This is a genomic window from Pandoraea sp. E26, from assembly GCF_000681415.1.
In the GTDB taxonomy this organism is placed as follows: Bacteria; Pseudomonadota; Gammaproteobacteria; order Burkholderiales; family Burkholderiaceae; genus Pandoraea; species Pandoraea pnomenusa.
Map to the genome: position 1 here is coordinate 188,266 of NZ_AYXJ01000002.1, position 11,988 is coordinate 200,253.

Genomic DNA, 11,988 nt, shown 5'->3' on the forward strand with positions numbered 1-11,988 from the left:
GGCGCCGCGAGTGACAGTACAATAGGCCGCGATTCATGCGGTGCCGTCCGCACGTCGGACGGGCACCGAGTGCCCATTATGTGGGCGCCGCAACTCAAGTCGTTGATCCGGCGTCACTTTTGTCATGTGTTAATGGGTTTTCCCCGTGGTTGTCCACAGGAAGTGTGGATAATCGGCGGGCGCCGAACCCCAATTCAGTCACGCTATGTCGAAAAAAAATACGCCTGCCCAGTACAGCGAAGCGTCCATCAAGGTCCTCAAGGGCCTTGAGCCGGTCAAGCAACGCCCGGGCATGTACACCCGCACGGAAAACCCGCTGCACATCATTCAGGAAGTCATCGACAACGCGTCGGACGAAGCGCTTGGCGGGTACGGCAAGGAGATTCTCGTCACCCTGAACCGGGATGGCTCCGTGAGCGTCGAGGACGACGGTCGCGGCATTCCGGTCGGCATCCATCCGGAAGAAGGCGTGCCGGTGGTCGAAATCGTCTTCACGCGGCTGCACGCCGGTGGCAAGTTCGACAAGGCTGCCGGGGGCGCGTACACCTTCTCGGGCGGCCTGCACGGCGTGGGTGTGTCGGTGACGAACGCCCTGGCCACGCGGCTGGCCGTGACGGTCTGGCGCGACGGTCAGGTCTCCGAGCTCGAATTCGCCGACGGCGGCAACGTCAGCGTTGCGCTGCACTCGCGTGCTGCGCAACGTGGCGAGAAGAGGAGTGGCACGCGTGTCACGGTCTGGCCGGACGCCCGATACTTCGATAGCCCCACATTGCCGCTGGGCGAGTTGCAACGCCTGCTGCGCTCGAAGGCCGTGCTGTTGCCGGGCGTGCGCGTCACGTTGCGCCAGGAGAAGAACGGCGAAGCGCAGAGCTGGTTCTATGAGCATGGCCTGCGAGGGTATCTGGTCGAATCGCTCAACGGCGCGGAGCCGCTCATTCCGTTGTTCGAAGGCGAGCGTTTCGCCGACGGCAACGAAGACAGCTTTGCGGAAGGCGAGGGCGCCGCGTGGGTCGTGGCCTGGACCGAAGACGGTGCGCAAGTGCGCGAGTCTTACGTCAACCTGATTCCCACGCCTGCCGGCGGCACGCATGAATCCGGCCTGCGCGAGGGGCTGTTCCAGGCCGTGCGCGGCTTCATCGAACTGCACAATCTCCAGCCCAAGGGCGTGAAACTGCTGCCTGAGGACGTCTTCTCGCGCGTGTCGTTCGTGCTCTCGGCCAAGGTGCTCGATCCGCAGTTCCAGGGGCAGATCAAGGAACGCCTGAACAGTCGCGATGCCGTGCGTCTCGTGTCGTCGTTCACGCGCCCCGCGCTCGAGCTGTGGCTCAACCATCATGTCGAGCACGGCAAGAAGCTCGCCGAGCTCGTGATCCGTCAGGCCCAGGCGCGCACGCGCGCCGGTCAGAAGATCGAGAAGAAGAAGAGCTCAGGGGTGGCGGTGCTGCCCGGCAAGTTGACCGATTGCGAGACCGAGGACATCACGCGCAACGAACTCTTCCTCGTGGAGGGCGACTCGGCGGGTGGGTCGGCGAAGATGGGGCGTGACAAGGAGTTTCAGGCGATCCTGCCGTTGCGCGGCAAGGTGCTCAACACGTGGGAGACCGAGCGCGATCGCCTCTTCGCCAACAACGAAGTGCACGATATCGCCGTGGCCATCGGTGTGGATCCGCACGGCGCGAACGATACGCCGGACCTGTCGAACCTGCGCTACGGGAAGATCTGCATCCTCTCCGATGCTGACGTCGATGGTTCGCATATCCAGGTGCTGCTGCTCACACTATTCTTCCGGCATTTTCCGCAACTCATCGCCAAGGGCCACGTCTACGTTGCGCGTCCGCCGCTGTATCGCGTGGATGCGCCGGCCCGTGGCAAGAAGCCCGCGCAGAAGCTCTACGCGCTGGACGAAGGCGAACTCGAGTCGATTCTCGACAAGCTGCGCAAGGACGGGGTGCGCGAGACCGCGTGGTCGATCAGCCGTTTCAAGGGGCTGGGCGAGATGAGCGCGGAGCAGCTCTGGGAAACGACCATGAACCCCGATACCCGCCGGCTGAGCCCGGTGGCGCTTGGCGGCCTCGATTTCGATGCCACGGTCGCACGCATGAACATGCTCATGGGCAAGGGCGAGGCGGCCCAGCGCCGCAGCTGGCTCGAGGCCAAGGGCAACGAAGTCGAAGCCGACATCTGAGCGGCTCGCAATCTTTCCCACGATAGGAGCCTCGCGCACGTCCAGGCGAGCGTGAGCGCTCACATAATGGGATAATCCAACCTCCACCCTACCGGGAGTCGCGTTATGTTGCGTTCCATGCGTTGCATTGTCGTGCCGTTGGCGTTCGCGTGCGCAAGCACTGCCGTTCTGGCACAGTCGGCCCAGCCGCGCGTCTTCTTCGTAGCGCCCGCCAATGGGGCCGTGGTGAGCAACCCGGTGGTGGTCAAGTTCGGCGTCGAGGGCATGACGGTCAAACCGGTTGGGGAAGTGGTGGCCAACACCGGCCATCACCATCTCATCATCGACGGCGATCCGATTCCGGCAGGTCAGGTCGTACCCGCAGACGACTCGCATCTGCATTTCGGCAAGGGCCAGACCGAGACGACGGTCAATCTCACGCCGGGCGACCACACGTTGACGATGCAGTTCGCCGACGGTGCGCACCGGTCGTACGGTCCGGCCATGAGCCAGACGATCAAGGTGCATGTCAAAGGCCAGCAATAATCAACTTCCGATGACGGATCGGCTTCGCGCGATCCGTCGGCCCGCGTCCCTGAGGCGTTTTGCGGGCGTCGCGCTGGCAGCCGCGCTGCTTGCCGCGACACCGCTCGCGCACGCCGAACTCTATGGCTACGTCGACGAGAACGGTGTCGCGCACCTTGCGGCGCGCAAGCTCGATGCACGTTATCGCCTGGTGCTCGGCACGAGCGGCAATGTGGACCTGCGTGCGTCGCAAGGCGGTGTCGTCAGCGGCGCGGACCGGTCGCGCCTTTACGACGCGCTGGCGCGCCATCCCAACCTGAAGAAACTCGCGCCCCTGATCGCGCAGGCGTCGAAGCAGTTTCACGTCGATGCGGCGCTGCTCAAGGCGGTCATCGCCGCCGAATCGGGCTTCGACAGCGACGCCGTATCCCCGAAGGGCGCCGTCGGGCTGATGCAGGTGCTGCCGACCACGGGCGAGCGCTACGGCGTGCGTGCCGACGCACGACGCACAGTAGCCGACAAGCTGACCGATCCGCGGACGAATGTCCTGACGGGGGCGCGTTACCTGCGTGATCTTCAATCGCGCTATCCGAATCGTCTCGAACTCGTGCTCGCGTCTTACAACGCCGGCGAAGGGGCCGTGGCGCGCCACGCCAATCAGATTCCCCCTTACGCCGAGACGCGCGACTACGTCGCCGCGGTGCTCGAGCTTTACCGCCGCTTCAATCCGGACGCGCCCGTCATCGCTGCCGCCGGCGCGCCACTGCGTGCGGGCGCGGCGAAGGTCGGCGGGGCGCGGGTGAGCGGATCTCGTGACGGGCGAATTCACGTCATCCTCGGCGCGCCCTCCGGTCTGCCGGTCGTGCCGGCAACGCTGCCCAACGCGTCGGCACGGGCGCCGGCGTCGGCGCTGTCGTCGCCGCCGGCCACGGACTAGCGCACGTCCCGACCCCGGGCCACGACGGATGGTCGGCGACGCCGTCCGGATGCCAACCCCGCACGAATCTGAATTCGCGACTTGCTTTGCCGTTCGCCCATGCTTTTTGCCGAAATGTGCCGACGAGCTTGGTATGATCTCGCGGTCGACGTCTCCCCGAACATTCGCCAAACGTTCGCAGCAAACCCACAGGTTTTATGGAACAAGTAGAAGATCTCTTTACGCAACCGTCGGATGACGACACGCTCACGCTCGGCGCATACGCCGAGCGTGCTTATCTGGATTACGCCATCAGCGTGGTCAAGGGCCGTGCCCTGCCTGACGTTTGCGATGGTCAGAAGCCGGTGCAGCGCCGGATTCTGTTTGCGATGAACGAAATGGGCCTCGCGGCCGACGCCAAGCCGGTGAAGTCGGCGCGCGTGGTCGGCGACGTCCTCGGTAAATTCCATCCGCACGGCGATCAGTCCGCGTACGACGCACTGGTGCGCCTGGCGCAGGACTTCTCGATGCGCTATCCGCTCATCGACGGCCAGGGCAATTTCGGTTCTCGCGACGGCGACGGCGCGGCGGCCATGCGGTACACGGAAGCGCGCCTGACGCCGATCGCGAAACTGCTGCTCGATGAAATCGACGCGGGTACGGTCGATTTCGTGCCGAACTACGATGGCTCGACCGAAGAGCCGCGTCTGTTGCCGGCGCGCCTGCCGTTCGTGCTGCTCAACGGGGCCTCGGGCATTGCCGTGGGCCTGGCAACGGAGATTCCGTCGCATAACCTGCGCGAGGTGGCGTCGGCGGCCGTGGCGTTGATCCGCAATCCGAAGCTCGACGACGCGGAGTTGATGACGCACGTGCAGGGCCCGGACTTCCCGGGTGGCGGCCAGCTGATCTCGAGCGCCGCGGAGATTCGCTCCGCCTATGAAAGCGGGCGCGGCAGTCTCAAGGTACGTGCACGCTGGAAGATCGAGGAGATGGCGCGCGGCCAGTGGCAGGCGGTGGTCTACGAGCTGCCGCCGAACACGTCCGGCCAGAAGGTGCTCGAGGAAATCGAGGAAATCACCAATCCGAAGGTCAAGCTGGGCAAGAAGTCGCTCACGCCCGAGCAGCAGAACCTCAAGCAGTCCGTGCTCGGCATGCTCGACGCCGTTCGCGACGAATCGGGCAAGGACGCGCCGGTGCGCCTGGTGTTCGAGCCGAAGTCGAGCCGCATCGACCAGCAGGAATTCATCACGATGCTGCTCGCGCACACGAGCCTCGAATCGAGCGCATCGGTCAACCTGGTGATGGTCGGCGCCGACGGGCGCCCGGGACAGAAGTCGCTTCGCGAAATCATCACCGAGTGGATCGGCTTCCGTTTCGAAACGGTCACGCGCCGCTCGCGCCACCGTCTGGGCAAGGTCGACGACCGGATTCATATTCTCGAAGGCCGCATGATCGTCTTCCTGAATATCGACGAGGTCATCCGGATCATTCGCGAGTCGGACGAGCCGAAGGCCGCGCTGATGAACGCGTTCAAGCTGAGCGAGCGTCAGGCGGAGGACATCCTCGAGATTCGCTTGCGTCAGTTGGCGCGTCTGGAAGCGATCAAGATCGAACAGGAACTCGCCTCGCTGCGCGACGAAAAGACCAGGCTCGAGGAGCTGCTGGCCAACGACAGCGCGATGAAGCGTCTGATCATCAAGGAAATCGAAGCCGACGCGAAGCAGTTCGGCGACGAGCGGCGCACGCTGATCCAGGAGGAGAAGCGTGCGGTGGCCGAGGCGCGCGTGGTCGATGAACCCGTCACGGTGGTCGTTTCCGCCAAGGGCTGGGTCCGGGCGCTCAAGGGGCATGGGCTCGATGCACAGGGCTTCTCGTTCAAGCAGGGCGACGCCTTGTACGGCGCATTCGAATGCCGTACCGTGGATCCGCTCATCGCCTGGGGCAGCAACGGCCGTGTCTACTCGGTGGCGGTGTCGCAACTGCCGGGCGGGCGCGGCGACGGCGTGCCCCTGACGTCGCTGATCGAGCTCGAATCGGGCTCCCGGCTGTTGCACTACTACGCGGCGTCGGGCGAGCAGCCATTGCTGCTGGCCACGACGGCGGGCTTCGGCTTCACCACCAAACTGGGCGACATGGTCAGTCGCGTGAAGGCGGGCAAGTCGTTCATGACCATCGACGAGGGCGCCGAGCCGTTGGCCCCGACGCCGATCTGGCAGGGGGCAAGCGCCGTGGCGTGCCTGTCGAGCGACGGTCGCCTGCTCGTTTTCGGCATGGACGAAATGAAGTCGCTCACCGGCGGTGGACGCGGCGTTACGTTGATTGGACTGGAAGCGAAGCAAACGCTGGTGTCGGCAGTGCCGATCAGCGAAGCCGGCGTGATCGTCCATGGCGAAGTGCGTGGCGGCAAGTTGCAATCGGAGGCCCTCTCGGGCGCATCGCTGGCGCCGAACATCGGCAAGCGTGCGCGCAAGGGGCGTGCGCCGGGCGTCAAGTTCGCGACGTTCAAACCACGTTCGCTCGAGCCGGTGTTGCCCGCCGCGCCCTCGGCATCCTGACGGGAGTCACGCATGAGCGTTTATGCCTTCAGTCTGTTTCTGCATCTGGTGAGTGTCGCCGTCTGGATCGGCGGCATGTTCTTCGCGCTGGTGTGCCTGCGCCCGGCGTCGTCGGAGCTCTCGCCGCAGCAGCGCCTGCCGTTGTGGGAGGCGGCGCTCACGCGCTTCTTCACCTGGGTCGGGGTGGCCATCGTGGTCATCCTGCTCTCGGGCGGTCACATGATGCTCGGCATGGGCGGCCTTCACGCGCGCTGGCCAGTGCATGCGATGGCCGGCATCGGTGTGGTGATGATGCTCGTCTTCGGTCACATCCGGTTTGCCCTGTTTCCGCGCCTGCAGCGGGCGGTGCAGGCGCAGTCGTGGCCGGACGGCGCGGCGGCGGTGAACGGCATTCGCCGCCTCGTGATTCTCAATCTCGTGCTCGGCGTGGTGGTGATCGGGCTGGCCGCGTCGCTGCGCGGCTGATCGTCTCAGTCTGCCTGCTGCGACGTCGCGTCGAGCTGCCCGGCCACTTCGCGGCACATTGCCGCGAAGGCCTGAACGAGCGGACTGGTGTCGTCGCGACGCTTTGCCAGCAGCAGCGGGGTATGGGCGTCGGGCTCGCTCAGGGCCCTGAAGCGAACGCCCTCGATCTGGATGCAACGCACCGCCTCGGGCAATACCGCAACGCCCAGGCCGCTGGCGGCGAGCGCGACGATCGTCGTCGACTCGCGCGCTTCCTGCACGACGCGCGGGGCGAAGCCCGCACGCTCGCACATGCGACGGATCTTTCCATCGACCGCCGTCCCGACGTCGGGCGGATGCATGATGAACGCCTCGTTCGCCAGATCCGCGATCGACAGGCTCTCCCGGTGCGCCAGTGCATGCCCCTGATGCAATACGACCACCAGCGCTTCGTCGATCAACGTTTCGAAATGCAACCCTGACATGGGCGGTGCGTCCTCCGCCTGTCGCAGCAGACCGATGTCGAGCGTGCGCTCGGTCAAGGCATCGCGCTGGCGCTCCGAGGGCGACTCGCTCAACGTGAGTGTCACGCGCGGATATCGTTGCCGATAAGCGGTCAGCACGCGCTTCATCAGATTCGTCATCGGCGCCGAGGTCGTGAATGCGATGCGCAGTTCCCCGGCATCGAGCCCGGCAATCTGCTGAACTTCCCGGCGCGCCGCATCGGCATCCGCGAGGATCTGACGCGCGCGCGCGAGGAATGTCCGCCCGGCCGCCGTCAGGAAGACGCGTCGCCGCGAGCGCTCGAACAACGCCACCCCCAATTCCTCCTCGAGGGCGCGAATCTGCATCGATAACGGGGGCTGCCCGATATTGAGCTTTTCCGCCGCCCGACTGAAGTGCAGTTCCTCGGCCACGGTGATGAAGTAACGTAAGTGCCGCAGTTCCACCCCTGCCTCCTTGCCGGTGCTCGATTGATTGCTTTTATATATGAAAATGTCGCTTAAATATATATTGGACGATGGGTAACGGCAAACCTATCATTCGTCGTATACATTTCATTCTTGGCTCGCGCGAGGCGGGCCGGCGTCATGGCATCAACGAATTCCCTTCCTTTTCCCAAGGGCGCGGCGGCAGGCGGCGAATCGGCGTCCGCGCTTCCGGCGGGCATCGCCCGAGGCACGCGCGAGTACGCCGTCATCAGCCGGGCGCTCTTCTTCGGCGGCTTCTCGACGTTTGCGCAGTTGTACTGCATGCAGTCGCTGTTGCCGCTGCTGACCACCACGTTCGGTATCACGCCGGCGCAGGCCAGTTGGTCGGTGTCGGGGGCGACGATGATGATGGCGCTGGGGCTGCTCGTGACCTGCGTGGCGGCCGATCGCGTGAGCCGCAAGCGCATGATGACGATCGCGTTGCTGAGCTCCTCGGTGCTCACGATCGCCAGCGCGTTTTCCACCAACTTCCAGACGGTTGTCATTCTTGGCGCGCTCAAGGGACTGGCGCTATCCGGATTGCCGGCCATCGCGATGGCCTACCTGAGCGAGGAGATCGACCAGCGCTCGCTCGGCATGTCGATGGGGCTGTACATTGGGGGCAACATTCTTGGCGGCATGGCAGGGCGCGTGCTTTCGGCCTTCGTCGCCGACATGTTCTCGTGGCGGGTGTCGGTTGCCGCCATCGGCCTGGTGTGTCTCGCGATGGGCCTGGAGTTCGCGCGAAGCCTGCCGCAGTCGCGTCGATTCACGCCGCGCCACATGACGGTGCGTGAGGCGCTCGGACATGCGCGCCGCCATCTGGGCGACCCGGCGCTGCTGGGCCTCTATCTGTTTGCCGGTCTCATGATGGGCAGCTTCGTGAGCATCTACAACTATCTGGGCTTTCACCTGTCGGCGCCGCCGTTTCAGTTGCCGCACGCCGCCATCGGCGCGATTTTCGCGATGTACCTGATCGGTGTGGTGGGTTCGTTCATCGCAGGCCCGCTGTCGGACCGCGTGGGGCGTCCGCGGCTGCTGTGGGTGCTGGTCGCGCTGTCGCTCGTGGGGTTGCTGACGATGCTCGCGTCGCAGGTGCTGGGCGTGGTGATTGGCCTCGCGATTTTCACGTTCGGCTTTTTCGGGGCGCACACCGTCGCGAGCAGTTGGGTCGGACGGCGCGCGACGCAGGGGCGGGCCATCGCTTCGGCGCTGTATCTGTTCTTCTATTATCTGGGCTCGAGCCTGCTTGGCAGTTATTCCGGCGTGATGCTCAAGTCGCACGGCTGGTACGGCGTGGTCGGGCTGCTCACGGTCACGGTGGTCGTCTCGTTGGGCGTTGCCGTTGCCATGCGTCGCGCTTACGGCAACGTCAAGCCGCTCTGATCGACGCCGGAAACGGCTTCCGCCGAAAGCACAACAGCCACCCGAGAGTGGCTGTTGTCGTATTCACCGTTCGCAAGGCGCGCACGTTGCGCCGCCTTGCGCATGCCGGATTCACGCGAGTTCGGCAATCAGTTCGATCTCGACGCAGGCGTTCAGCGGAATCTGCGCCACGCCGAAGGCCGAGCGGGCATGCTTGCCGGCGTCGCCAAACACTTCCGCGATCAGCTCGGAGGCGCCATTGGTTACCAGGTGCTGCTCGGTGAACTCCTGTGTCGAATTCACGAGGCTCATGAGCTTCACGATGCGCTTGACCTTGTTCAGGTCGCCCGTGTGTGCGTGCAGCGTGGCGATCAGTTCGATGGCGACGGCGCGCGCGGCGGCCTTGCCTTCGTCGACGCTCACGTCCTTGCCGAGCTTGCCGGTCCAGATCTTGCCATCCTTCTTCGGCAGGTGGCCCGAGAGGAACACAGTATTGCCCGTTTGGGCGCTCATGACGTAAGCGGCGGCGGGGGCGCCGGCGCTCGGGAGTTCGATACCCAGTTGCTTCAGTTTGTCGTAGACGGACATGTACAGCTTCCTTGCAGAGGCGTTGATGGGATTCGGGCCGGCGCAACGAGGACGTCATTGACGTCGATCGAACGGCGCCGGCGAGTGCGCTGGCGATGCGCGGGCGTGGCCGGCGTGGCGGGCCAGCGGCACCTGGCGCCAGGTCGGTGCGAGCCACACCGCCCCGGCACGCGCACCGATCAGGCGGCGCGGCGCGTGAGCGCGTCGGCGACGAGCGCGCCCAGACGCGCCACACCGACTTCGATCTTGTCGGGCGGCACCGTCACGAACGACAGTCGCAGCGTATTCGACTGCGGCGTGCCGACGTAGAACGGAGCGCCGGGCACGAACGCCACGTTCTGCGCAATCGCTTTTTCCAGCAACTGCATGGTGTCGATGCCTGCGGGCAATGTCAACCAGATGAACATGCCGCCGGCGGGCGTCGTCCACGTCGCATCGGCTGGCATGTGCCGGGCGAGCGAGGCGAGCATCGCCTTCGCCTGCGCGGCATAGAGCGTGCGGATCGACGGAATGTGCGTGTCGAGGAAGCCGTCTTTCACGACTTCGTACGCGATGCGCTGCGTGAGGCTCGGCGTGTGCAGATCGGCGGCCTGCTTGGCCTGCACGAGCTTGGCGATGACGGCCTGCGGCCCGATGATGAACCCCAGGCGCAGACCCGGTGCCAGCACCTTCGAGAACGATCCCATGTAAAGCACGTGCTCGGGCGCGAGTGACATCAGGCTCGGCAGACGCTGACCCTCGTAGTCCAGCTCGCCATACGGATCGTCTTCGATGATCGCCAGGCCGTCGCGCCTGGCCACGGCCGCCAACGCTTCGCGGCGTGCCATCGGCAGGCGACGACCGGTCGGGTTCTGGAAGTTCGGCATCGCGTACAGAAAGCGTGCGCCCTGCACCAACGCCGGCGTGAGCGCTTCTGGCAGCAGGCCGTGGTCGTCGGTCGGCACAGGCACGTACTCGGGCGAGAACAGCGAGAACGACTGCAATGCCCCGAGATAGCTTGGCGCTTCCACGAGCACGCGGCTGCCTTCGTCGATGAAGATCTTGCCGATCAGATCGAGCCCCTGCTGCGAGCCCGTGGTGATCAGCACGTTTTCGGGGGCGAGCGTAAGGCCGTCGCGCGAGTAGCGCTTTGCGATCCATTCGCGCAGCGGCGCGAAGCCTTCGGTCGCGCTGTACTGCAGGGCGGCCTGCGGCGATTCGGTCAGTACGCGATCGGCGGCAGCGCGCATCTGGGCGACGGGAAACGTGGCGGGCGAGGGCAGGCCGCCGGCGAATGAAATGACGTCCGGGCGCTCCGTGACCTTCAGGATCTCGCGAATGGCCGAGCTGGTCAGATTGCGGGCACGTTCCGAATATTGCCAATCATGCATGATGGTCTCGCTTGGATGGTGCGGCGTTTGCGTATCGCCGCGAGTGTCGGACGCCGCGGGTGCCGAAGGCGTGAGGGCAGGCGCAGGCGTCAGGGGGCAGACGCGGGGCGGCGCAAGGATCGCACGCGCCGCCGCAGCGTCGTCAGACCGGTTTGCCCGTGAGTCGCGAGGCGCCGATCTTCATGTTCTTGCCGAGTGCAATGGTCAGTACCACGCCCGCGGCGAACAGCCAAGTGACGGTGTCGACCTGTTCGCCGAAGAACAGCGCGGACAATGCAATCGTGAAAAAAATCTGAAGCAATTGTACTTGGCCCACGCGCGCGATGCCGCCCATGGCGAGGCCCGCGTACCACGCGAAGAACCCGATGAATTGCGAGAACAACGTGACGTAGGCGAACGCGCCCCAGGCCTTCGCGCTCACCGGCCACGGCTGATGCCACGCGAGCCAGCCCACGGGCACGAGCAATACCGGCGCGGACACCACGAGCGCCCAGCAGATCACCTGCCAGCCACCCATTTCGCGCGCGAGCTTGCCGCCTTCGGCATAACCGAGTGCACCGATGACGACGGCGAGCAGCATCAGACCGTCTGCCGCGTGCAGGCTACCGCCCCCGGCGCGCAGTGCGAACGCGATCACCAGTGCGCTGCCCGCCAGGGCGCAAACCCAGAAGCCGCGCGACGGACGCTCGCCACCGAGCCAGTAGGCATAGATGGCAACGAAGAAGGGCTGCAGGCCGTTGACCACCGCGCCGTGCGACGCGGGAATCGTCTTCATGGCCCAGGCGGAGAACACGGGGAAGGCAATGATCACGCCGAGCGAGGTGACGGCGAGGCGCTTGAGCTGACGCGGCGTTGGCCAGGGTTCGCGTCGCCACCAAAGCAGCGCCCCTGCGAACACGGCGGCGACGAGCGCGCGACCCAGTCCGTTGAGCAGCGGGTTGACCTCCGCCACGACGATGCGCGTCATCGGCAGTGTCAGGCTGAAAATGAGCACGCCAATCAATCCGATCAGCATGCCCTGCGATTCGCGCGAATTCATGATGTCGCCTCGTGTGTCTCGGGGTCCGTCTGCCCGCCATGCGTTGTGCCG

General features: G+C 65.3%; 10 protein-coding genes. 6 read left to right on the top strand and 4 right to left on the bottom strand.

Annotated features, from left to right (window positions below):
- Positions 1–205 precede the first annotated feature (205 nt).
- The 5 genes from W930_RS0100890 to W930_RS0100910 all read left to right on the top strand — a co-directional run bounded on the left by W930_RS0100890 (position 206) and on the right by W930_RS0100910 (position 6,625).
- On the top strand, positions 206–2,185 hold the full coding sequence (locus tag W930_RS0100890; RefSeq protein WP_023873793.1) for a DNA topoisomerase IV subunit B: 1,980 nt from the start codon (positions 206–208) through the stop codon (positions 2,183–2,185).
- A gap of 117 nt (positions 2,186–2,302) precedes the next feature.
- On the top strand, positions 2,303–2,710 hold the full coding sequence (locus tag W930_RS0100895; RefSeq protein ID WP_023873794.1) for a DUF4399 domain-containing protein: 408 nt from the start codon (positions 2,303–2,305) through the stop codon (positions 2,708–2,710).
- A complete protein-coding gene (locus W930_RS25515) occupies positions 2,691–3,626 on the top strand; it encodes a lytic transglycosylase domain-containing protein (RefSeq protein WP_235195471.1) in 936 nt (311 codons plus the stop codon). Before W930_RS0100895 ends, W930_RS25515 begins: the two co-directional genes overlap by 20 nt.
- A gap of 197 nt (positions 3,627–3,823) precedes the next feature.
- On the top strand, positions 3,824–6,160 hold the full coding sequence (gene parC, locus W930_RS0100905) for a DNA topoisomerase IV subunit A (protein WP_023596735.1): 2,337 nt from the start codon (positions 3,824–3,826) through the stop codon (positions 6,158–6,160).
- A gap of 12 nt (positions 6,161–6,172) precedes the next feature.
- Positions 6,173–6,625: a CopD family protein gene (locus tag W930_RS0100910; RefSeq protein ID WP_023596734.1), complete on the top strand. Its 453-nt coding sequence runs from the start codon at positions 6,173–6,175 to the stop codon at positions 6,623–6,625.
- A 5-nt stretch (positions 6,626–6,630) separates the two neighbouring features.
- Here the strand turns inward: W930_RS0100910 and W930_RS0100915 are convergent, their stop codons facing one another.
- The gene (locus W930_RS0100915) at positions 6,631–7,554 is read right to left on the bottom strand and encodes a LysR substrate-binding domain-containing protein (RefSeq protein ID WP_023873797.1); all 924 of its coding nucleotides are present in this window, start codon (positions 7,552–7,554) and stop codon (positions 6,631–6,633) included.
- 141 nt (positions 7,555–7,695) lie between these two features.
- On the opposite strand from W930_RS0100915, the gene W930_RS0100920 reads away from it, so the two are divergent.
- Entirely contained in the window at positions 7,696–8,961 is a 1,266-nt protein-coding gene (locus W930_RS0100920) for an MFS transporter (protein ID WP_023873799.1), read from the top strand.
- 111 nt (positions 8,962–9,072) lie between these two features.
- On the opposite strand, the gene W930_RS0100930 is transcribed toward W930_RS0100920, so the two are convergent.
- The 3 genes from W930_RS0100930 to W930_RS0100940 form a co-directional block, all read right to left on the bottom strand.
- Positions 9,073–9,528, bottom strand: a complete 456-nt coding sequence (locus tag W930_RS0100930) for a RidA family protein (protein WP_023873801.1) — start codon at positions 9,526–9,528, stop codon at positions 9,073–9,075.
- Positions 9,529–9,707: 179 nt separating this feature from the next.
- On the bottom strand, positions 9,708–10,898 hold the full coding sequence (locus W930_RS0100935; protein ID WP_023596732.1) for a PLP-dependent aminotransferase family protein: 1,191 nt from the start codon (positions 10,896–10,898) through the stop codon (positions 9,708–9,710).
- Between the two features lie 142 nt (positions 10,899–11,040).
- The gene (locus W930_RS0100940; protein ID WP_023873802.1) at positions 11,041–11,937 is read right to left on the bottom strand and encodes a DMT family transporter; all 897 of its coding nucleotides are present in this window, start codon (positions 11,935–11,937) and stop codon (positions 11,041–11,043) included.
- Positions 11,938–11,988: the final 51 nt, after the last annotated feature.